This window comes from Methylomonas rapida, from assembly GCF_024360925.2.
Taxonomy (GTDB): Bacteria; Pseudomonadota; Gammaproteobacteria; order Methylococcales; family Methylomonadaceae; genus Methylomonas; species Methylomonas rapida.
On sequence record NZ_CP113517.1, the window covers coordinates 463,970 to 486,700 of the forward strand.

The following is a 22,731-nucleotide window of genomic DNA, read 5'->3' on the forward strand; positions in this document are numbered from 1 at the left end:
CTCATCCTGACCTTTTCCCGCCGGGAGAAGGAATTGGCTTACCTTTTTCGACACCCTCAGAAGTCGGGTCAGCAAAATCCGCAAGCTATTTTGGACCAGATTCCAAACCGGCATTCACAGGCACGATGTCCTTGCCGGGCAAATAATCCGGCAACACCGTCACCAAATCCTTCATGAAGGCCTGCAAACGCTGATCGGCCACTTCGATATCCTGCCCTTTGTCCAAGGATGTGACCAATCTGACCAATGAGCCATCGGTACGATGCAGGGTAATCGCGTCGTAGAACAAATACCATTTCACCAGGTATTCGTTGGTAATCGAGCGGCCGCGTTGCTGAAACCAATAATAGACCAGTTGTTTGTAATCGCCTTTTTCGATCACCGCGCGATTGACCATGAGCGGCGTGCCCTGAATTTCCAACTCCGGAAACTCGCGTTGGCCAAAACTGGTAATCTGCCAGCCATCGCCGGGAATACAACTGCGCGGCGAATGCACGGACGCGCCCTTGCGCTGGGATTGATAATAAGCCGAATAAAAATTGACACTGCCCTTGCCGTCGGCCGATGCGTAATTTGCCACGACATAATCGGTCAACTTCAAGGTATCCAGATACTTTTGCTCGATATAGTCGCGCCGCCCTTGCCAGCCAGCCAGTTGCAACGGAAAGTTCAAAAAAGCCTTGCGTTGCGGAATGATTTCCTCATCGCCGCGTAAAAACTGGCCGGACACACCCACGACCAGGATTAGCGCCAGCACGACATAGATCGACTTGTTCAAATAAAAGCCCATTTGCCCGGTCTTGCCAGGGGCAAACCATTCTTCGGGCAATTGCACCAGGTCCGTAAACGCGGTTTTTTTACCGCTGAGCCGGGAAAAAAGCCACATTTCGATGAACAGCAGCACCATGCACAATAAAAACACCGCCCAGCCTTCGAAATCGTGCAAAAAGCCCTCGGCCATTTCGGTGCCCCAATTATTGACCAATAAACCGATTACGCCGATACGGAAGCTGTTCATGAAAATGGTCAATGGCACCGAAGACAAAAAGATCAGGACTTTTTGCCAAACCGGGCCCTTGAACAAATAAGCGCATAAAAAAGACAGGCTGGCCAGTGGGAACAAATAACGCAAACCGCTACAGGCCTCCACCACCTGCAGTTTGTAGCCACCCAGATCGATCACGTTGCCTTCCAGATACACCATGATGTCGCAGGCGCGGATAAACTCCACGCCCAGCCAGGATGACATCAGCTGCAGCTTGGAAGACAGATTGTTGATGATGAACTGCGGGAAGGGCACCATGAAAACCAGAAAAACCAGCGGCACCCAGGCGATTTTCAAGCCGGATTTGCCAAACGCGGCGGCAAAAATGCCAACGACCGCCAGGATGAAGGCATAGTGCTGAATGGTGCGGATGGTTGCCAGTCCGCCGAGGACAAACAAAAACAGCCCCAACAGCAGAAGCCCCAGGCCGAGTAACGAAGCTTTGAAATCTTCGACAAAGCGCAATTCCCGTCGACGCATCCATATCAAATAGACGCTGATGGCCGGGATGAAGAAGCCGTGGCTATATTCTTCGCTGCCCATCCAGATAGCGGTCATTTCGGCCAGGCTTTCGCTGAATACCACGCCCAGCAGAACGAGAGCCAAACCCCATAGCGCTAATACGAGTGTTTCAGGGTTGCGTGAGATTGAAATAGTGTCTTTTAGAGAATCCATTGATAAAAACTAATGTCAAGTCCATAAAAATTCCGCCGGGGCGGAATGCCCAAAAGTATCGTGTCAGGCGCTAAGGCATCTCGTTATACACAAATTTCTAATGGTTCCCATGCTCCGCGTGGGAACCTGTTCAGGGACGCTCTAGCGTCCCGAACCGCAGAGCGGTTCAGGCTGCATTCCCACGCGGAGCATGGGAACGATGCGCTCGGAGTACGGGAAATTATTTTCAACCAAATCCTAAGGCATCTCGTTATACACAAATTTCGTCTATCGGCCGGGAAGTCGATAACCATTGCCAGAAATAGTGAACCCAAAGCATCCCTGTTGCCAGGATTCCTGCAATCCCCGCCCGGATGACGAGTTTGTGTATAAAGGTTTACGCTTTCGGATGTCGTTTATGACCATATTACTTTGAAAGTCATTGTAGGGGCGACGCACTGTCGCGATAAATGGCTTCAATCGCGACTATGCGTCACTCCTATAGCTAGAACTTTCATGTGCCGGGGTGATACGTCTTTTTCATGATCCGTTACTCTGAAAGTCATGGTGGACGAAGCGCCGGAACGCTTGGAAAAAGCTAAAGCTTTTTTACTCCAAAATCACGCTGGGAGAGTGCGATTTGCTTTAGCTATCGCACTGAGTGCAAATCTTCCCGGCTTGCTCGGCCTGACCCGGTAGCGGTAACTTTCATTCTCCGGGGTATTGCCGTATTTTCATGAACGTTAGGGTGGTATCCATGATGATTTTCATAATACCAAATAAGGTGTCACTTATTTAAGCAAAAATGCAACAGCGTAATTTCTCGTCGCTAGACCAGCGCAAACGCTAACATGAACCTGATTTTGGTCAAGCCTTCGATCAACTTCAGCGATAACTCAGGAATGAACATGAAATAATCCTCCAAGGATGCGGATCGGCAGCAATTACGTGGTCTGCGCTTGATGTGGCGCCGGTTCCTCTCCAGCTACGCCTGTCGATGCGGGTTATTTTGCCGCAATGCGTGATCGGGACAGATTGATAGGCTCTCTGCTTTGCCGGAAATGCCTTCGCTACCGCATGCTGATTTGATCGACTTCGATCATGAACGTATGGCCGTCAACGGTTTGGATATTATAAGTACCGTTGGGCGTGTAGACATTGCCAACAACCTCGCCATCCTGGCTTTGGGCGAAATACATTCTATAGAACTGGTTATCGTCGTCCATCGTCCCCACCCAGCTTAAGGTGCCGTCTTCCAGGGCCACCATGCTTTCCTGTTTGACCGTAAACAATCCCACGGGCAAATCCACTGCCATCTCGCCGCCTTCCGGCAGGGCGGCCAGTTCATCGGTTGGAATACTGATCTCCAATTCTTCTCTGGGAGGATCGATGACCCGTGCTTGAAAAGGGGCGTCATCGGTGAGTTGGGGTTGTGCGCTTTCGACGGCAGCCGGTTTCCTGCTGCCCTTATAGCCGGTGATATAGACCGTTTTGATGGAGGCGTTTTCTTGAATGATCGAGTAGTTATAGTTTTGCAACAACTGGCCCAGTGCCGATTTCCAATCCGCGGCGGCCAGTTTTTGATTGATCACATCGTTCTCGATGCCCGCATCGAATTTGAAGTTGATCCCGGTTTGTTGAGCGATTTTTTGGGTGACATGGGCCAGATTCTGATGGTTAATCACCATGGAAACCAACGCGGGTTGTCCGGCAAAGGACCGCTGGCTCATGTTTTCAGCCTGAATGCTAGCCGACATCGTCAGAGAAAAAATCAATATCACCGCGATGCTACGCCGGTTAGGCATGACGCTAGAGTGCCTGTCGTGAGTGCGAGCATCTTCTTTTAAGTAAATATGGTGCTGCTTGCAAATGGCTTGTAAGGCGCGAAAAGCCCGTGGATTGGCGCCGCTTAAATGGCTTTGACAAATCAGCGCGGCTTGGCCGTTAATTATGCAAGGTTGTAGGTAATTACAGGCGGGAAAGGCCTGATACCAATGCCGTAACTCGTGAGCCAAATAACGCGCTTGAACGACCGGTTGCGTAGCCGAGCGGTAAACCTGTTCGATGATGTCGATGGCATTCATATCTTGTCTCGATGATCGGTCAAGCGCGTCTAAAACCAGAGAACGAGCGGTTGCCGGCAAAACGCATGAGTCATAAGGGTATGGCCGCGGAACTTCCCGGAATTTCGATTATTACGCTGCCCTCTCCTCGCGAAGGGGGGGTAAAAGCCCTCTCTCCTCGCGGGAGAGAGCGGGGGTGAGGGGAATAATAGTGTAACACCTGATTTAACTCCCTCATCCTAACCTTCTCCCTGAGGGAGAAGGAACTGTATTGCTTGTTTCGACAACCTCCGAACCGAGGTGCCTATATATTCAATCCCGTTTTAGCTTTTAAAATGGCTTTGATCGCTTCCGGATCGCGTTCCTGGCCAATCCAGCGTTCTGCTTCCAGCATTTTCAAATCCACCAGGCAACGATACCAGCATCCCTGCATGAAATGGAATGCAAAGCCTTTGGTTCCATCCAGAAAGCCAAGCTTAAAGAAATAACGATAGAAGAAATACAAAATAGGCCGTATGAAATAGGGAAGTCTGGCGTAAACCGCTGTTTTTAGCCAGCGTTTGAGTTTTGCTTGGCCGGCGGTTTGGCTATGCATGGCGTTGTCAGTAGCCATAAAACCATATTTTAAATTTAACAAATCCAGCATTTCCCGAGTGGCATAACCATTATGCTTGTTGACCCACCAACTGACGCTGTTCAAATTGTCATCGACGATATTGCCACGCAAATGCTCGGACGTGCCGCGCTCCAATACAATGTGCTCATCCATCCAGCGCTGTTCAATACGTCCCGTTCCCCGTCGCCACAACCGCAATACATCGATGGGATACATCGCCCCATGGCTAATCCATTGACCTAAAAAAACGTATTTACGGCGCATGAAAAAACCACAAACGTCTGTATTTGCTTGGGTTAACGCGCTTGCTATTTCATGCTTTAGATCTTCTTCAATATATTCATCTGCGTCGATACGCAAAATCCAATCGGTATCGATCCCTGTATTATCAAGTCCCCATTGAAATTGCGCGGCATAATTGATCCATGCATTTTGATAAAAATCAGCCCCAAAATAGTTGGCGATTTGTTGAGTGTCATCACTAGAATAACTATCCACCACCACGATTCTGCTGACAAAGCCTTGCAAGCTTTCAATGCAGCGGCGCAGATGCAGGCTTTCATTGTAGGTCAATATGATGGCGGTAATATCCAGGCTCATGAATGTTCCTTGTTTAGAATGCGTTGTTTGATAGGTGTGGCAGGATTACCCGCTACAACAGTCCATGGTGGAACATTCCGAATCACGGTTGATCTTGCACCGACTACAGCCCCCTCTCCAATCGTAACGCCCGGACCAACGAAAACATCCGCAGTAACCCAAGCATAATTACCTATTTTAATGGGTGCGGTAATCAATGGCATATCGGTCCTCGTATAATCGTGGCTTGCAGAACATAGATAGGAATATTGGCTAACAGTTACATGAATACCTAACTCGATTTTATCTACTGAATAGCAGTCAACATAATGACTTAAACAACTATGTTTACGCATTATTAAATTCCAAGGCGCCCAAATCTTGGCTGATGGATAAGGGTGAACCCCTTCTTCAATAGTAGCGCCAAATAATCTTAATAGGAAACGTCTCCAAAAATGAAAGGGTATTGGGCTTGGTCTATATAGTGTTAGCCAAGTAATATTCCAAATTATACGAGTCAGTTTATTTGACTTGGATAATTTTTGATAAACAACACGATTTCTATCCAGCATTCTCGATTATAAAAAATGATTATTTTAGATGGACGCAATCAGGTTTAGAGTTATTACCTAATAACCAGTTATAAACATCAGTCATTTGATTTGAAATGAATTCCCAGCTGAAATGTGATTTTACTAATAAATTTCCATTTTCCCCCATGCTACGGAGTTCGCTGTTATGCATCCCAAAAAGATTAATTAGCCCATCTTTAATAGAAAAAGCATTAGGATTAACCGAAATAGCAGCATTTTTGTTAAAACCAGAAGGTAAGTTGCATTGTGGTGTCATAATTACTGGGAGACCATAGGACCACGCTTCTAAAACAGTCATTGGCAGACCTTCACTAAAAGATGGCAAAATGTAAGCATCTGCACAAAGATAGCATTCAGCTTTATCTTCGTTAAATTGAGGCCCTATGAAATGCACAAATTCAGTTAAGCCGAGCTTTTTGACTTTGTCTTTAAGGAAATCTTCATGGCTGAGTTGATCCCAGCCAGCAATAACTAAATTCCAGTTGTCCAGTTTATTAGAATCTCTTGTAAGAACAAGGGCATCAAGCAACTCCGAAACGCCTTTTTTAGGGTGTAGTCTCCCTAAAAATAATAAAATCCTTTTATCATAACCTATATTCCTTCTCCATTGAGGAATAGAATTTATCTTGTTATTTTGAGTATTGATTCCATTTGGAATGATGCAAATTGGATTTCTTAATCCATATTCACGAATCGAATTTGCTTCTTCTTCGCACAAGGCATGAATGCATGAGGCATTCTTTAAATGTTTTGCCTCATAAAAGAAAGACGCAAGCCGCTTTTTTAAATTAGAGTTCTTTAAAGCCCATGGGTCTAGCATTCCATGTGGTGATATTATATAAGGCTTATTGCTAGACTCTGCCCATTTCAAAGAAGCAATTGATGTATACATCCACAATCCATGAGAGTGTAATATATCGATTTCGGATTTTAATAAAAATTCAATTAATTTTGGCGCAAATCCAAATGAAGATGGGCCAATTTTATTTAAGTTGTGTACGGATACAGCCCCCCATCCTCGCATATCTTCTTGAGTAAATATATCATTTAGACCTATCACATTAACATTGAAAGTATGTGAGCTATTTAAGCCTATGGCCAAGTTTCTCATTGCATCATACAGACCTCCCGAGTTCCGAGAAATAGAAGCACTCAAAAAACCTATTTTCCCCGCATTATTAATATCCATAATATAATATTATTTAACCAAGAAGTAGAATGTGGTGGTTTTTTTGCTGCATTATTAGCAGCCATCATAATATTTTTTGCAAAGACATCCGTGGACCATTGATCGATAATTCTACGACTCGAATTACCCATTTGTTCGATATCGCATCCGTTGGATGTGATTGTTAGCATTAAATCAGTAAGACAACTTGTTTCGTAAGGATCAAAAGTAAATCCATTAACGCCTTCAATAACCAAATCTGCAGCACAACCACATTTATTTGATACCAAAACGGGTAAACCGCTTGCCATCGCTTCATTAACTACTAGTCCCCATTGCTCTGTTGTACTCGCTTGTATATATGCATTAGCTGCGCCGTAATATATAGGTAGCTCAGGATATTGTACAAAACCTGGGAAATGAATAAACTGATTTAAACCTAAGTTAGCTACGTGGTTCTCAAGTTTATTGCGTAGCGGCCCATCACCTAAAATAACTAGATGCCAAAAATCTAAAGAATCTGTTGTGCTTTTGTATTTTGCATATGCATCAATTAGTCTAAAAAGATTTTTCTTTTCGACAAAGCGGCTGCTATTAATAAAGTAGTTACTTGGTAGGGAGTAAGACTCTCTATAATATTTGATGTCGTTTTTTACTTTTTTTGATCCTCTAGAAAAATGCTCGTTGTCAACTGTGTCATAGCCGATAAATAAGTCGTTTTTAGGTAATCCTAGTTTGTTAAGATAATCGACATGTAATGATCCGCCGCCAATTCCTGCTGAAAATAACTTTACAATACAGGTTTTAATCCACTCTTTCCATGGCTTACGAGTTTCATCTGACTCAGTACTCGCAGACATAACAATTGCTGGTGTATTATTTTTCACGGCCCATTCGAGCGTTAATAATGCAGGTAGTGTTGACCATCCTGGGATTGCAATAACATCAGGGGATTTTTTGTTTAACGTTGCCCATAATTTAGACTTAATTTCATCGCGACTTTTTAGGTCAATATCTTTGTCGCTAAAGAGTGTTATATGTTCGAAAGATTTAGCTGGAGGAACTATGTCCCATGCATAAGTATTGTCAACACAAGTGTACTCAATTGCTGTTAGGTTACAAAGGGTGCTTAAGGCGTTTAATCGGGCGTGGTGATAAGGGCCAAAACGGTGAAAAGTAATTAAAAAATTCATTTTATAAACCATGTCAATGGAATAAGCAAGCATGTTTATCTGATTGATAAAATTAGATCAGAAATCTAGGAAAGTTTTCTTAATAAAGTTTATTTCCCAATAATATTGTTATCTATAATAAATTTTCGAGTTTCTATCCACCATTCTGCATTCGGATCCCAGGTTTCTTGCCAGCCACCCCATATTATTGCTCCGTCAGCAAATGCAAGGGCTGTCTCCAGTTGAACTCTCCAGAAAGATGCTGGTATGTATTTGTTCTTAAGTAACTTATTTGAGTCGTGATATTTTGGCCATAAAAAAACAATCACAGGTTTTCCGTTTGCAAGGCGTCTTGCTTCTTTGATCTGTGCTTTCGCATATTCTACCCAGCCATATTGATCATCATAAAATGTATAAATGGAAGGATATAGGGCATCTACCGTATCTGCTAAAGATTGAAGAGCATCATTATCTTTTTGCCAACTAATATATTCCTTACTTGTAGGCTTTTTTATTGCGCGCCAATAATCTCGCACAGGCGGTGCGCCATAATAGCCAATAAGCTTGGTGGTGCCACTTGCTTTTAAATCTTGTATAACTTTCTGGTACTTTTTAACGGATTGAGCGACTAGATTTTTATTGCCTGTTACTGGCCAACGCTCAATATCGATTACGGCTTTGTCAATTTTTGAATTATTGATTTGTCTGCTTGCATTGATAATATTGGTTAAGGCCGGGGTTTGGTTTTTATCTTTGCTTGATAATAACGCGGATTCGTATATTATCGGAATGGGGGCTATATTATAGTTTCTTAAGTCGGGCTTGTTTTTATAAAGAAATCCGTCGTATATTTTAAAATCGGCATGGGTTGAGAATGACAGGCAATACAAAATTAAGCCTATAAGAAAAGATAAATTTTTCATGCTAACCGCTCCTATGAGTGTTTTCTACGATTTTTTCATATTTTGCTAATATTATTGCCGCCATGAAGAACTCCATGTTTCCCAGTAGACTACCCTGTTTTAAAGATAATAAAAATGAGTAGAAAACCATTGATAACAACACGGCAGCGTACTGATTCATTTTAATGTCAAGTTTGATTTTTTTGTATGTACGGATAATAGTCTTTAGTAGAAAAATCAAGATCAATATGTAAAGACTAAAGCCGATAATACCTTCTTCTCCCAGAATTTCAAAGGGTAGGAAGTGGGGGTAAATACCTAGGATGCGCGGGTCAAAGGAGGCTGAATTTCCAAGGCCTATAAACATTTTTATTCCGCTGCGACCCCAGTGATCCAATAACACGAAGGCATTGTCAAATCGCCCGCCCATGCTTTGTTCCATCTCACTGTCTTTCCAGCGAGAACTGCCTTTCCAGAATTCATCTAATGACCATGTAACAACCCATGTTATTGATGCCAATAGAAATAAAATTGTAAAAAATCCTTTTATATTAGAAACCTTGTTCACTAATGGCCAGGTTAGCATTAGCGAAAAGAAAACACCTATTAGCTGTCCACGTGATCCAGATCTTATGATTAAAACCAAGCATAACGCGGCGATAGGCCACTTTAGAATTTTTAATATTTTTATTGAGTGTTCTTTAATCAATAATGCAGAAAAAAATACATACCCCCCTAACTGAGCTACCGTCAATGGGTTGCCTAATTGTTCGTTTAAGTAATGACTGAATCCGCCGCGACCACCGGTGAGAACTATTCGTCTGTGAAACCATTCTACCTCGAATGCAAGCATGTATACGAGAATGCCTCCAATTATTACAAAGTAGCTTAATACGGGTTTTATGTCTTCATGTTTACTAAATAGAAGTGGATTTATGATGAGTAATGTAATCAAGTAGGGCCAGAATTTTCGCCATAAGTCATAGCTTAAATCTATCCTGGGTGACCATTGGACAGAAATAAAGCTATACGCAAATAAGATCAATATAAGAATGGCTAACATAGGATAATTTTTAAAAGGATTTCCTCTTTTGAATCCCATCAGCAAGAAGCCAATGAGCGCGTTAACGCCAATGAATATGTTGATTAGCCAAGATTTTTCAATAAAAATGATTTGATTGCTTTGTGCCCACTGTTCTAAGCCATACATGCACCAAATGCCAATCATAGCGATGGAGGGTCTATTTATTGTCCCCGCTACAAGTAGTAAGCATATTAGCGAGAAGGCTGCCCAGAAAAGCATCTTATATCCTTTGTTGTTTGACTTGTATGGTGTGGTATTGGTTATTTTATTAATTTTATTATTTGTTTTTTCTCAAGTGATATTTGTAAAATTATAAAAAAAAGTATGAAAAAAAGGCTGGTTATGTATGGTTCTTTTACTAAAAAATAATTGTTGTTCATTAGTTGCATTGTGATTGCATCTGAAAGCATATATGAAATTCCGGCAATAAAAGCCGAAGGCATTATTGAGTTTATTGGCTTTCTAATGCTTATGCCGGCATGGAGTGATACATGTATGCATTGAACCATTGTTGAAAAAAACCTATAAATACATGTTCCTGCTGCAATCAAGTAAATGTCCCCAAACCAAGCTAAAATGCCAGCTATCAGCATGTCGAAAATTACGTAAAGTCCTAGAGTTAATAATCGCTGTCCCCATAAACCTTTGGCTTCTAGCACTGATCTATTGATTGCTATTGTCATCAACGCTGGAATTGTCAAAATTAATGACTGGACTATTGGTACTGCATCATTCCATTTGTTTTGCCAAACAAGATTGATGATTTCCTCGGACATTATGCACCCAATAATGCTTATCGGTATTGCTGTCATCGAAATGGATAGCAAGGTGTTGTTGTAAGATTCGTTTAAATCTTTGATGTTGTTTTTAAGCGATGACAGCAGTGGAAAAAATACGGTTTCAATTGCATAGGTAAATATTACGGAAACTGATGTTACTAGTTGAAAGCCGAAAAAATAAATGCCAAGACTTGTTGTGTCTTCAAATAAGCCAATTACAAAATATTGGCCGCTATAGCCTAGTGCAATAGCTAGGGAACCTAGCATTATCCATTTTGATTCTTTAAATATGTCTTTAAAGAAAAGCCATGTTAACGCCGATCCTTTTGGGATTTCTTTTACAAAATAAAAGCTGATTGCTGCCGTAAAAAAAACTTCAATTAGAATTGGCCATATAAAAGACATGTAGCCAAATTTCAGTATGGCGAAAACTACAGTGCTGCCTTGCCTGACTACTCCGGAAGACATGTCCACAAAGGAAACTAGTTTGAAATTATGGTCTATCAGTAGTTTTGCTCTAAATATATTGTTGATTGTTGAAAAAGGTATAGATATAGCAATCATGCTAATCATTAGGGATAATTCTTCTTGTTTGTATAACTTTGCAGCAAATGGGGCTGCAATTGTTAATAATAGCCAAGAAATAGAATTAAACAAGAAGGAAAGCTTCGTTATTGCGGGGGCTAAAGTTTTGTATTCCTCGCCTCTTTGTATAAGTATTTGTTGAGTACCACCATTTCTGAGTAATGCAGCTGAAGAGGATAATGATATGGCCAAGGCATATAAGCCGAAATCATCCTTTGTAAGAAACCAGCCTAAAACAACCTGGGCAATCAAGCTTGATAACTTACCTAATCCTGTAGATAAAAACATCCATAGTAAAGCAAGAATTGTTTTGTTTTTTTTATTTTTCATTAAAAATAAGGTATTAAAGCCATTATTTAGCAACTAATTGTTGAGAAAGGGCATGGGTCGATAAATTATTAATCTCTCCGATGCGTTGCATTCGTAGGTTTTTTTAAATTATTATGCTCAACCGCTTAGTTAAATTATTTTGTTAATTTGTTCCTGAATTCTTCAGTTGCTTTGTTTTTTGAAAAGAAGGTTTCGAAGCTCTTTCTGATTTTTATATTGCTATTTTTTGCGGTTTCAATTGGATTATCAAATAATTTAATCAAGTTTTTGATTAATTGATCAGCTTGTGCAAGGGGGACTACCATTCCGCAATTCAATTTTTTTATGATGGTAGCCAACTCCCCATCCTCCGCGCCAATAAAAATCACAGGCCTTCCCACGGCCAAAATCCCGTAAAACTTGCTGGGTACGATCAGGCTTTCCAGCTCCGGTTTCAAGCTAATCAAATGTAAGTCGGCCACCGACAGGCTTTCGGAGAGTTTTTCGCGCGGTTGGTAGGGTTTGAACATAACGTTGCGCAATCCTCGGTCCGCGCAGTCTATTTTCACTTGCGGCAATTGGGCGCCGCCGCCAATCAATAAAAAGACGATGTCCGGGTTGTCTTTCAGCGCTTCGGCAGCATTCAGGATGGTGGCAAAGTCATGGCTGCGACCCAAATTTCCGGAATAGCCGACCACGAATTTGCCTTGCAAACCCCATTCGCTGCGTAAGGGGTTTTGCTCATGCGGGACGGGGTGCAATTGCTCTTCGTCGGCCCAGTTGTGAATCACGCTGATTTGATTGTCGGGGACGCCTTCACGTCTTAACCGATCGGCCATTAACTCGCCGATGGCGATGTTCATTTTGGCCTGGCGTAGGGTTTGGTTTCTAAGCGCTTTCAATAGCTTGTATGGCAGGCCACGCGCCAGTTTTACGCCCAGTTCGGCAGCTACTTCGGGAAACAGGTCTTGCAGCCAGTTGACCAGATGCGCCCGTTTAAGGGCGGCAACCCAGGCCGCGATCACGGAAATCAGCGGAGGGTCGGTTTTGGCGATGAGTGTATCGCCGGCTTTTGTCAGTTTGATTAAGGTGACAAATGCAGCGGCATAAAAACTCAGGTAGTCGATGGCGCGGCCCAGCAGGTTTTGTCTGCCAAAGCGGGTGGTGGTTACTCGGTGAATATGCACGTTTTGCATGAGTTCTTGCGCGGGCAATTGGGCGACCGCATCGTCGTAACGTTGCCGGCTGGTGACGATGTGTATGGCGTGGTTCGGGCTATCTTTTGCCAGGCCAAAAGCCAGGTCGCTGAGCATTTGGCTGGTGGCCGAGTGATCCGGGTAGAAATACCGGTTGATGAAGATCAGTTTGGCTTGACGAGTTCGAGTCATGGTTGCATGGTCCGTTGCTGGGGTGCTGTTTTTTGGGATTTTTGTCTGTGCCGCTTTTGCGCGTGACAAATCCGGGTTATTCAGTTAGTGGTCATATTTCATCTTTCGTAGGAGCGACGCCTCGGCGCGATTCCAGGGCGCTTGGTCGCGACGAGGCGTCGCTCCTACAGGAGGCGGTTGTAAAAGTTAGCTCTCCTCGCGGGAGAGGGCGGGGAATAAATAATATGCACACCTGATTTATACGCCCTCATCTCAACCTTCTCCCTGTGGGAGAAGGAATTTTTTGATTTTTACGACGACCTCTTGTGAGAAATAAGCTAGGCAATGGTGGGTGCGAATTCATTCGCACTGTGCGGATAAATCTGCACCTACACCGAATACTCGCATAGGTTATTTCATGCTCATGCCTTACTAAGGTTTAGCTTTAATGCGGTCTGTTACATCATTGCTGTTGCAGCCAGCTTTGCAGATCATTCGGGGTGTCAAAATCCAGCAATGCTTCGGCTAGGTCTTCTAGTTTTTCCACGGCCATGTCCGGTAGTAATTGCAGCGTCTGCTCCACCTCTGGATTTAGGCCAAATTTTCGGCGTAGTAGGCGAGTCAACAGGGTAATGCATTCTGCTTGTCGTCCTTTTTTTTCTCCAATCTGTTCGCCTTTTTTTTCTCCAATCCGTTCGCCTTGTTCTGTCCAAATTTGCACTATACCCATGATGTCACCTTCTTTTGTCTGATAATGCTGTTGGTATTCAATGAGTTCCTGTTCGGTAAGATCGGCATAATAGTCGATAAAATCAATGTATTTTCGGATTTTATCGGGGTTGCTTTCATGGTGTATCAGTCCCAATTGAGCCGCCAGATAGATCGCCAGCCGATTTTGCCTTGGGTGATCCATGTTAGGCAAATTAAGACGGGCGACAATGTTGTTGCTGTCTTTGTAATCGTCCGCCGATAGCCGGTTAAGGTCGCAGCTCAGGTAGTTAAATTCCAGATAAAGGTGTCTGTCTCCGCCCAATTGCAGCGTTTTTGGCCGATTGCCGGTGTTTAGAAAAATCACAACCGGCACCACCCGGTCGGTTTTCATCAGTTCCGCCAAATCCAGACAGTAATGCGCCAGGCGGTGAATGGAAAAACGGTTGTTCGCGCTTTCTTCTTCAAGCACAAACAACAAGGCTTCGCGCTTGCCGTTGGGCCATTCCACCAGTAACGGGGTGTCCAGTTCGCGGAAGCGGTCGCCCAGGCGGTTTTTCAGTTGTTCTTGCCTGATCGGAATGATGCGGGCTTGGGACAGGTCGTCGATTATTTCGTCCCGGGCGAAGAATTCCAGGGCTTCGCGCGGGTAGTCGAGAATCAGGTTCTTGAAGTTCTGATCGTGCATGGCTTAATCGTGCTCAAGCTTTAGCTTGCTGGGCGTTTTAACGTTGATTTTGCTGCCGGTCCTTTGCATGGTTTTCCTTTTATCGCGCGGTCAAACGTTTTTCATGTGAGCCCAAAATGCGTGATTTTGGGGGAGTGAATTATCGCTTGAGTCGGAAAGTGTGCGGAATGAAAGCATGTTTGCAATGTCCTTTGCCGGGGTTATGGTGTCTGTTGGCGCCCTGCCATTTTTTGGTGGCAAGAGTATAACAAGAAACCTTCGTTTGGCGATGCGGCTTGGCGCATCTCGTTATACCCCCCCCAATGTCGTCATATCCGTCGGGAAGCGGGTATCCAGTGCCAGGGATGGTTAACTCAAAACATCCCTGTAGCCTCACTGCCATGTGGAGCGTTGCACTCTCAGGCGTGATTTTGGAGCGAAAAAGCTTTAGGAATGTGTGAGAAATAAGCTCGACAATGGTAGGTGCGAATTCATTCGCACTGTGCGGATAAATCCACGTCTACACCGAATACTTGCATAGATTATTGCATGTTCATTGCTTAGCTTTTTCCAAGTGTTCCGGTGCTTCGTCCATCATGACTTTCAGAATCACGACGCTTTGGCTTTTTCAGCTATTTTTGGCGTTATGCTTGGTTCCTCTGCTACGATAACGTAAGAACCGAGTTTTAAATCGTATTGCTTTCTGATGAAACGGCATTGACGGCCGGTTCTGGTTTTCAATCAAGTATTAGGAGTTCAAATGGAAAAGCGGGTTGCTTTAATTACAGGGATTACCGGCCAGGATGGTTCCTATCTGGCCGAGTTTCTGTTGGAAAAAGGCTATGAAGTGCATGGCATCAAGCGGCGGGCGTCGCTGTTCAATACCGAGAGGGTCGATCATATCTACGAAGACCCGCATGTCAAGGACCCCAAGTTTTATCTGCATTACGGTGACTTGACCGATAGCTCCAATCTAACCCGCATTCTCCGCGAAACCAACCCTTCGGAAGTCTATAACCTGGGGGCGATGAGTCATGTCGCGGTATCTTTCGAGTCGCCGGAGTACACGGCTGACGTCGATGCGCTGGGTACCTTGCGTTTGCTGGAAGCCATGCGCTTTTTGGGCATGGAAAAATCCACCCGGTTTTATCAGGCGTCCACCTCTGAGCTGTACGGCTTGGTGCAGGAAATTCCGCAAAAGGAAACCACGCCCTTTTATCCGCGTTCGCCTTATGCGGTGGCCAAACTCTATGCCTACTGGATTACCGTCAATTACCGCGAAGCTTACGGCATGTATGCCTGCAACGGGATTTTGTTCAATCACGAATCGCCGCGCCGGGGAGAAACCTTCGTCACCCGCAAGATCACGCGTGGCTTGAGCAATATCGCCATGGGGCTGGAACAATGCTTGTACATGGGTAACATGGATTCGCTGCGCGACTGGGGGCATGCTAAGGATTATGTGCGCATGCAATGGATGATGCTGCAGCAGGAGCAGCCGGAGGATTTTGTCATCGCGACCGGCGTGCAGTATTCGGTACGGCAGTTCATCGAGATGTCGGCCAAAGAATTGGGTATCACGCTGCGTTGGGAAGGCGCGGGCGTCGATGAAAAAGGTTACGTGGTCGAGGTGGTTGGCGACAAGGCGCCGCAGGTGGCGGTCGGACAGCAAATCGTGGCGATCGATCCGCGTTATTTCCGTCCGGCGGAAGTGGAAACCTTGTTGGGCGATCCGACCAAAGCCAAGGAGAGGTTGGGTTGGGTGCCGCAAATCACGCTGCAGGAGATGGTCAGCGAAATGGTGGCTTACGATCTGGAGCAGGCGAAAAAACATGCCTTGTTGAAAGGGCAGGGCTACAACGTGTCGGTCAGCAAGGAATAATCGCATGAGGAAAAAAATCTATCTGGCCGGCCATCGCGGCATGGTGGGTTCGGCGATTTTGCGCCAATTGCAGGCGCGCGGGTATGACAACGTCGTCGTGCGCACGCATGCCGAATTGGATTTGACCGATCAGGCTGCAGTACGCGACTTCATGCAGAGCGAAAAGCCAGAGCAGGTCATTCTGGCGGCCGCCAAGGTCGGCGGCATCCATGCCAATAATGAATATCCCGCCGAGTTCATTTATCAAAATCTGATGATGGAGGCTAACATCATTCATCAGGCCTGGGCGGCAGGCTGCTGGGAATTGTTGTTCTTGGGCAGTTCTTGTATTTATCCTAAATATGCCGCGCAGCCCATGCAGGAATCCGCGCTATTGACCGGTGTGTTGGAATCGACCAACCAACCCTATGCCATCGCCAAGATCGCCGGCATCAAGTTGTGCGAGTCCTATAACCGGCAATACGGCACGGATTACCGTTCGGTGATGCCCACTAATTTATACGGCGAAAATGACAACTTTCATCTGGAAAACAGTCATGTGATTCCGGCCATGATTCGCAAGTTTCATGACGCCAAAATGGCCGGCGCCAAGACGGTGATATTGTGGGGCACCGGTAAGGCGATGCGCGAGTTTTTGCATGTCGACGATATGGCGGCGGCTTGTTTGCATGTATTGAATATGGATCAGTCAGCTTATCAATCCGTCACCGAGCCGATGTTGTCGCATTTGAATGTTGGGACCGGCGAGGATGTGACGATAAGGGAGCTGGCCGAAACCGTGCAAAAAGTGGTGGGCTTTGACGGCGAAATCGTTTGGGATGCCAGCAAGCCCGATGGCACGCCAAGAAAGTTGATGGACAATGCCAAGCTGCGGTCCCTGGGATGGCGGTCCACGATAGGGTTGCAGGACGGATTGCAAGCAACTTATCGCTGGTTCGTCGAGCATCAAGCCGCGTTCAAGAGCCAATAAGGCTAAAAACGGCTGTCGAAAAGTCTCTCTCCTCAATCATTCCAACGGGTTTATATCCCCCTCATCCTAACCTTCTCCCGGCGGGTGAAGGGGCAGATTTGCCTTTTTAGCGAGAGCCTCGGCGAAAAAAGTTGCAGCTTTTTCCGCTCCGGAGTGCAATAGCTTCAGCTATTGCACAGACTGGCCATGTTATTCTGAAAGACATGCTGGTAGGAGCGACGCACAGTCGCGATAAATGGCTTCAATTCGCGACTGTGCGTCGCTCCTACAGCTAGAACTTTCATTTTGCCGGGGCGATTGCCTAGCCTTCATGAGCGTTACTTCATTTGTCGCCTATTGAAGTATTGGGTGCGTATATTCTATGAGATCGAAATCCCAGTGTTCTCTATGCTCGATTAATCAATTAGTTAGTGCGCGGTACTAGATTTCTAGCCGAATTCATCTAAACTTTGATCCCACACTGACTCTTACCCATGGCTGGCAGGATTAACGATATGGCTTTACGTGCAATGCGAGGATTGATCATTCCCTTGCTTTTTAGTGCTTCTCTCTGGGCGGATACGCTCAGGATCAATCCGAATCATCCGGATCAATACACGGTGGTGAAGGGTGATGCCTTATGGGATATTTCGGGTAAGTTTCTTGACCACCCTTGGCAATGGCCCGAGTTGTGGCGCAACAATCCGCAGATCAAAAATCCGCATTGGATTTATCCCGGCGACACGTTGTACTTTTCCTATGTCAACGGTGTGCCGCAGTTGAGCCTGACGCCGCCGTCCGGATATGGTGTGCAACCCGATTTGACGCCCCATATTCGTGAATCCGCGATCGAGCAGGCCGTTCCGATGATTCCGAGCGATGCGATTGCGCAGTTTCTGTCGTCGCCGAAAGTGGTTTCCGCGGAAGAAATCGCCCAATCGCCTTATGTACTGGAAATTGCCGACGAACATTTGATCGCGGGCAGCGGCGATCGTATTTATGTTCGCTCGATCGAGAATCCGGAAGGCTTGGGGTATACCGTGTATCGCGAGGGCAAGCCGTATGTCAGCCCCGAGACCCAGGAAGTTTTGGGCTATGAGGCGCAATATGTCGCCGATACCTTGGTCGAATCTCCCGGCGATCCGGCGACGCTGCGTATCACCAAATCCGATAGCGAAGTACGCCGCGGCGATCGTTTGATGTTGACTGTGGAAGGCGAGATGGCGCTGAATTATTTCCCCAGGCCGCCAGAACATGCCGTGACCGGCAGTATTCTGCGCGTCATGGGGGGAGTGTCCCGCATCGGCCAGCATGACATCGTGGTGATCGATAAAGGCGCCGCGGATGGCTTGGAAGTAGGGCATACGTTGGATATTTATAGAAAAGGGCGCGTCGTCATCGACAGGCATCAATCCGAAGGGCCGCAAGAAGTCAAGTTGCCGGACGAATTGGCCGGGGAGTTGCTGGTATTTCGGCCTTTCGAGCGGGTCAGTTATGCGCTGGTCATGAAGGCTACGTCCGCGATCCATATTCTCGACAAGGTACAAACCCCTTGAGACTTGGAACCGCGCTTCACGGCGCGGTTTTTTGCTTGAGTCATACTTTTCCCCGTTTTTGACAAAATCTCTGCATCCTCACCTCAAATATTGGTTGGCGCTGGCGCGTATTCCCGGCGTCGGCCCCCTCGCGGTTCAGCGTTTGCTGGCGCATTTTTCCGTCGAACACGTTTTTCAAGCTTCGCCCGATTCGTTGAGAGGGTGCGGTTTTAGCGACAAACTCATCGAGGCTTTAAAGAATCCGCCTTGGGACAAGGTGGCGCTGGATTTGCAATGGTTGTCGCAGCCGGAAAATCATGCCTTGACGCTGGAAGATGCCGATTATCCGGAGCAATTGAAGGAAATCGCCGATCCGCCGCCGCTGCTGTTCATCAAGGGCAACAAGGATTTGTTGCGCCGGCCGCAAATCGCAATGGTGGGTAGTCGCAATCCTTCCAATCTGGGCGTGAAAACGGCGCTCGAATTTGCCCAGGCTCTGGCGGAAGCCGGTTTCGTGGTTACCAGCGGCATGGCGCTGGGGATTGATGCGGCGAGTCATCAGGGGGCTTTGAACGTCGGGGGCTTTACCGTTGCAGTGGCTGGCACGGGTCTGGATAGAGTTTATCCGGCCTGTCACAAACAATTGGCTACGGAGATTGCCGCGACGGGCGCACTGGTTTCCGAGTTTCCGCCGGGGACCACGGCCAAGGCCGGTCATTTTCCGCGGCGCAACCGCATCATCAGCGGGTTGTGCCAGGGCTTGCTGGTGGTGGAGGCCGCGCAGCAGAGCGGTTCGCTGATTACGGCCCGGTTGGCGCTGGAGCAAAACCGCGAAGTGTTTGCGATTCCGGGTTCGATTCAAAATCCGCTGGCGCGCGGTTGTAATGCGTTGATTCGGCAAGGCGCCAAATTGGTCGAGACGGTCGAGGATATTTTTGAGGAATTAGGTCAATTTAATCAAATATATAATCCCGTCGAAACGCAAATCCAGCAGACGGGGCTTGACCTGGAACAACAAAATCTATTGAAATTGATCCCGTACAGCCCGATAACGGTTGACAATTTGGTTCAGGACAGTGGCTATGCGGTGGAAGTCGTTTCGTCGATGCTGCTGGTTCTGGAACTGCAAGGCTACATCGCCGCGGCCCCCGGCGGTAGCTATTATCGAATTCAATAAAGGCTCTGATGAAAGAAGATATATTTGATGTGCTGATCTATCTATTTGAAAACTATCTGGATGGCGACAGCGACAATTATCCCGACACCGATGTGATTGCCAGCGAATTACTGGATGCCGGGTTCCAGCAGCCCGATGTCAGCAAGGCCTTCGACTGGTTGGAGTCTTTAGCCGAAATAGAAAGCATCACGCCGTTGGTGCCTTCGTCGTTCCGCATTTTCAGCAGTCAGGAAGAGGCGGTTTTCGATCTGGAATGCCGCGATTTCTTGTTGTTTTTGGAGCATGCCGGCATTTTGAATCCCGCGAATCGGGAAATTGCGATCGATAGAGCGATGGCGCTGAAGGACGAAGACATCACGCTGGATAAATTGAAGTGGATCGTATTGATGGTGCTGTTGAGTCAACCGGGGGATAGTGCGGCATTTTCGCGCATGGAAGATATCGTTTACGATCTGATTCCCACTTCTTTACATTGATTGAAACACGGACAGCATGAGCAAAAGTTTAGTCATTGTAGAGTCTCCCGCTAAATGCAAAACCATCGAAAAATATCTGGGCAAGGATTTTCAGGTGCTGGCCTCGTACGGCCATGTCCGTGATCTGATTCCCAAAGAAGGCGCGGTCGATCCGGACAACGGTTTTGCGATGAAATACCAGGTCATAGACCGTAATCAACGTCATCTGCAAGAAATCGCCAAAGCCTTGAAAGGCGCCGACACCCTGTATCTCGCCACCGACCCGGACAGGGAGGGCGAGGCGATTTCCTGGCATGTGTACGAACACCTGAAGGAAAAGAAATTATTGAAGGACAAGGATGTGCGGCGCGTGGTGTTTCACGAGATCACCAAAAAAGCCGTCACCGAGGCGATAGCTCATCCGACCGAATTGTCCACCAACATGGTCAACGCTCAGCAAGCGAGGCGGGCGCTGGATTATCTGGTGGGCTTCAATCTGTCGCCGTTGCTGTGGAAAAAGATACGCCGTGGCTTGTCGGCGGGGCGGGTGCAGAGCCCGGCGCTCAGGATGATCGTCGAGCGGGAAATGGAAATCGAGGCTTTCAAAACCCAGGAATACTGGTCCCACACGGCGGATGCCAGCGCGCAGGGGCAGCCGTTCAAAGCCAAGCTGACGCATTTCAACGGCGAGAAACTCAGCCAATTCAGCATCACCGACGCAGAGCGTGCCAATCAGGTCAAGCAGGCCTTGCTGGGCGCCGGCGATGGGCAATTGATCGTCGCCAAGCTGGAGAAAAAACAACGCAGTAAAAATCCGGCGCCGCCGTTCATAACCTCGACCTTGCAGCAGGAGGCCGCGCGCAAGCTGGGCTTTACCACCAAACGCACGATGATGGTGGCGCAGCAATTATATGAAGGTATCGACCTCGGCGGCGAAACCGTGGGTCTGATTTCGTATATGCGTACCGATTCGGTGAATCTGGCTGATGAGGCTGTCGCCGATATTCGCGCGTTGATTGCCGAGAAATACGGGCCTGAGAATGTTCCCAAGGAACCGCGGCAATTCAAGACCAAATCCAAGAACGCCCAGGAGGCGCACGAGGCGATTCGGCCGACGTCGGTGCAGCGTTTGCCGGAGCAAGTCAAAAACCGTCTGTCGATAGAGCAATACAAGCTGTATGACTTGATCTGGAAGCGCACGGTCGCCTGTCAGATGATGCATGCCACGCTGAACTTGGTGGCGGTCGATTTGAACTGCGGTAGCGATAAGAACGTGTTTCGCGCCACGGGGTCTACCGTGACCAATCCGGGTTTCATGATGGTTTATCTGGAGGGCGTGGATGACAGCAGTGAAGCGGCCGATGATCAGGACAGGTTATTGCCGCCGATGGAAGAAGGGCGGCCCGTGGTATTGAACGACATTACGGCCAATCAGCATTTTACCGAGCCGCCGCCCCGCTATAGCGAGGCCAGTCTGGTGAAGGCGTTGGAAGAGCACGGCATCGGCCGGCCTTCGACCTATGCGGCGATCATCTCGACCTTGCAGAATCGCGAGTACGTGACGATAGACAGCAAGCGTTTTTACCCGACCGACGTCGGGCGTATCGTCAACAAGTTTTTGACCGAGCATTTCACCAAGTACGTCGATTATGGTTTTACCGCCAATCTGGAAGACGATTTGGATGCGGTGGCGCGTGGCGAAAAAGACTGGATTCCGTTGATGAACGACTTCTGGCGGCCATTCACGCAATTGATCAGCGAGAAGGAAGATTCTGTCCAGCGCAAGGATGTCACGCAGGAAAGCATAGACGAAAAGTGCCCCGAATGCGGTAGCCCTTTGTCGATCCGGCTGGGGCGCAATGGGCGTTTCATCGGCTGCACCAATTACCCCGCTTGTTCCTATACCCGTAATTTGGGCGAGGACAACGCGGCTGCCACGAATGAGCCGGAAGTGGTGGAGGGACGGGTTTGTCCGAAATGTGCGTCGACATTGGTCATCAAGACCGGTCGCTACGGCAAGTTCATCGGCTGCAGCGCTTATCCGACTTGCAAGCACATCGAACCGCTGGAAAAGCCGCAGGATACCGGCGTCGAATGTCCGCAATGCAAAAAGGGTTCGATACTGAAGCGCAAGGCGCGTAGCGGCAAGATATTTTATTCCTGTTCGGAATATCCCAAATGCGATTACGCGCTGTGGGATGCGCCGATCAAGGAAGAATGTCCCGATTGCCACTGGCCGATTCTGACCTTGAAGACCACCAAGCGGCGCGGCACCGAAAAGGTCTGTCCGCAAAAGGAATGCAAATACGCAACGCCGTATGAGGGCGATCCTAACGACGTCAATGGGCCGAGTTGATCATTTGAGGCGATTGTCGTAAAAACCCGAAGGTAGATCGGGTTAGCGTCGCTTAGGATTTCGTCAGAAATAACTTCCACTTATGG

General features: G+C 47.0%; 17 protein-coding genes. 6 read left to right on the forward strand and 11 right to left on the reverse strand.

Annotation, left to right across the window (positions count from 1 at the left end; translation table 11 throughout):
* Positions 1-85: 85 nt before the first annotated feature.
* From xrtD to NM686_RS02205, 11 genes are all read right to left on the reverse strand, one after another.
* The gene (xrtD, locus tag NM686_RS02155; RefSeq protein WP_255190310.1) at positions 86-1,651 is read right to left on the reverse strand and encodes a VPLPA-CTERM-specific exosortase XrtD; all 1,566 of its coding nucleotides are present in this window, start codon (positions 1,649-1,651) and stop codon (positions 86-88) included.
* Positions 1,652-2,769: 1,118 nt separating this feature from the next.
* The gene (locus tag NM686_RS02160) at positions 2,770-3,783 is read right to left on the reverse strand and encodes a hypothetical protein (RefSeq protein WP_255190311.1); all 1,014 of its coding nucleotides are present in this window, start codon (positions 3,781-3,783) and stop codon (positions 2,770-2,772) included.
* Positions 3,784-4,066: 283 nt separating this feature from the next.
* Entirely contained in the window at positions 4,067-4,978 is a 912-nt protein-coding gene (locus tag NM686_RS02165) for a glycosyltransferase family 2 protein (protein WP_255190312.1), read from the reverse strand.
* Complete coding sequence (locus NM686_RS02170; RefSeq protein ID WP_255190313.1) at positions 4,975-5,529, reverse strand: LbetaH domain-containing protein; 555 nt, start codon at positions 5,527-5,529, stop codon at positions 4,975-4,977. Before NM686_RS02170 ends, NM686_RS02165 begins: the two co-directional genes overlap by 4 nt.
* A 19-nt stretch (positions 5,530-5,548) precedes the next feature.
* Entirely contained in the window at positions 5,549-6,739 is a 1,191-nt protein-coding gene (locus tag NM686_RS02175; protein ID WP_255190314.1) for a glycosyltransferase, read from the reverse strand.
* Positions 6,712-7,944, reverse strand: a complete 1,233-nt coding sequence (locus NM686_RS02180) for a glycosyltransferase (RefSeq protein WP_255190315.1) — start codon at positions 7,942-7,944, stop codon at positions 6,712-6,714. Before NM686_RS02180 ends, NM686_RS02175 begins: the two co-directional genes overlap by 28 nt.
* Positions 7,945-8,000: 56 nt before the next feature.
* Positions 8,001-8,813 carry a hypothetical protein gene (locus NM686_RS02185; protein WP_255190316.1) on the reverse strand — a complete coding sequence of 271 codons (813 nt, stop codon included), beginning with the start codon at positions 8,811-8,813 and terminating at the stop codon, positions 8,001-8,003.
* 1 nt (position 8,814) lies between these two features.
* Positions 8,815-10,095: a hypothetical protein gene (locus NM686_RS02190; RefSeq protein ID WP_255190317.1), complete on the reverse strand. Its 1,281-nt coding sequence runs from the start codon at positions 10,093-10,095 to the stop codon at positions 8,815-8,817.
* Positions 10,096-10,136: 41 nt separating this feature from the next.
* Positions 10,137-11,570: an oligosaccharide flippase family protein gene (locus NM686_RS02195; RefSeq protein WP_255190318.1), complete on the reverse strand. Its 1,434-nt coding sequence runs from the start codon at positions 11,568-11,570 to the stop codon at positions 10,137-10,139.
* Between the two features lie 134 nt (positions 11,571-11,704).
* The gene (locus tag NM686_RS02200) at positions 11,705-12,937 is read right to left on the reverse strand and encodes a glycosyltransferase family 4 protein (protein WP_255190319.1); all 1,233 of its coding nucleotides are present in this window, start codon (positions 12,935-12,937) and stop codon (positions 11,705-11,707) included.
* Positions 12,938-13,379: 442 nt separating this feature from the next.
* Complete coding sequence (locus tag NM686_RS02205; protein WP_255190320.1) at positions 13,380-14,312, reverse strand: DUF4351 domain-containing protein; 933 nt, start codon at positions 14,310-14,312, stop codon at positions 13,380-13,382.
* Between the two features lie 739 nt (positions 14,313-15,051).
* Here NM686_RS02205 and gmd point away from each other — a divergent pair.
* From gmd to topA, 6 genes are all read left to right on the forward strand, one after another.
* Entirely contained in the window at positions 15,052-16,173 is a 1,122-nt protein-coding gene (gene gmd / locus NM686_RS02210; protein ID WP_255190321.1) for a GDP-mannose 4,6-dehydratase, read from the forward strand.
* Positions 16,174-16,177: 4 nt separating this feature from the next.
* Positions 16,178-17,143, forward strand: coding sequence for a GDP-L-fucose synthase (gene fcl, locus NM686_RS02215; protein WP_255190322.1), 966 nt, complete (start codon positions 16,178-16,180; stop codon positions 17,141-17,143).
* 494 nt (positions 17,144-17,637) lie between these two features.
* Complete coding sequence (locus NM686_RS02220) at positions 17,638-18,678, forward strand: LysM peptidoglycan-binding domain-containing protein (RefSeq protein WP_255190323.1); 1,041 nt, start codon at positions 17,638-17,640, stop codon at positions 18,676-18,678.
* 58 nt (positions 18,679-18,736) lie between these two features.
* Positions 18,737-19,834 (forward strand): DNA-processing protein DprA, encoded by a 1,098-nt coding sequence (dprA, locus tag NM686_RS02225; RefSeq protein ID WP_255190324.1) that lies wholly within the window; start codon positions 18,737-18,739, stop codon positions 19,832-19,834.
* Between the two features lie 8 nt (positions 19,835-19,842).
* Positions 19,843-20,310 (forward strand): DUF494 family protein, encoded by a 468-nt coding sequence (locus NM686_RS02230; RefSeq protein ID WP_255190325.1) that lies wholly within the window; start codon positions 19,843-19,845, stop codon positions 20,308-20,310.
* 16 nt (positions 20,311-20,326) lie between these two features.
* Positions 20,327-22,645, forward strand: coding sequence for a type I DNA topoisomerase (topA, locus tag NM686_RS02235; protein ID WP_255190326.1), 2,319 nt, complete (start codon positions 20,327-20,329; stop codon positions 22,643-22,645).
* The last annotated feature ends 86 nt before the right edge of the window (positions 22,646-22,731 follow it).

Coding starts and splice junctions, on each gene's coding strand:
- NM686_RS02165 (WP_255190312.1), bottom strand. CDS start 4,978: ATGAGCCTGGATATTACCGCCATCATATTGACCTACAATGAAAGCCTG.
- gmd (WP_255190321.1), top strand. CDS start 15,052: ATGGAAAAGCGGGTTGCTTTAATTACAGGGATTACCGGCCAGGATGGT.
- NM686_RS02195 (WP_255190318.1), bottom strand. CDS start 11,570: ATGAAAAATAAAAAAAACAAAACAATTCTTGCTTTACTATGGATGTTT.
- NM686_RS02205 (WP_255190320.1), bottom strand. CDS start 14,312: ATGCACGATCAGAACTTCAAGAACCTGATTCTCGACTACCCGCGCGAA.
- NM686_RS02185 (WP_255190316.1), bottom strand. CDS start 8,813: ATGAAAAATTTATCTTTTCTTATAGGCTTAATTTTGTATTGCCTGTCA.
- NM686_RS02170 (WP_255190313.1), bottom strand. CDS start 5,529: ATGCTGGATAGAAATCGTGTTGTTTATCAAAAATTATCCAAGTCAAAT.
- NM686_RS02160 (WP_255190311.1), bottom strand. CDS start 3,783: ATGAATGCCATCGACATCATCGAACAGGTTTACCGCTCGGCTACGCAA.
- NM686_RS02230 (WP_255190325.1), top strand. CDS start 19,843: ATGAAAGAAGATATATTTGATGTGCTGATCTATCTATTTGAAAACTAT.
- NM686_RS02180 (WP_255190315.1), bottom strand. CDS start 7,944: ATGCTTGCTTATTCCATTGACATGGTTTATAAAATGAATTTTTTAATT.
- NM686_RS02200 (WP_255190319.1), bottom strand. CDS start 12,937: ATGACTCGAACTCGTCAAGCCAAACTGATCTTCATCAACCGGTATTTC.
- NM686_RS02190 (WP_255190317.1), bottom strand. CDS start 10,095: ATGCTTTTCTGGGCAGCCTTCTCGCTAATATGCTTACTACTTGTAGCG.
- NM686_RS02175 (WP_255190314.1), bottom strand. CDS start 6,739: ATGGATATTAATAATGCGGGGAAAATAGGTTTTTTGAGTGCTTCTATT.
- fcl (WP_255190322.1), top strand. CDS start 16,178: ATGAGGAAAAAAATCTATCTGGCCGGCCATCGCGGCATGGTGGGTTCG.
- topA (WP_255190326.1), top strand. CDS start 20,327: ATGAGCAAAAGTTTAGTCATTGTAGAGTCTCCCGCTAAATGCAAAACC.
- NM686_RS02220 (WP_255190323.1), top strand. CDS start 17,638: ATGGCTTTACGTGCAATGCGAGGATTGATCATTCCCTTGCTTTTTAGT.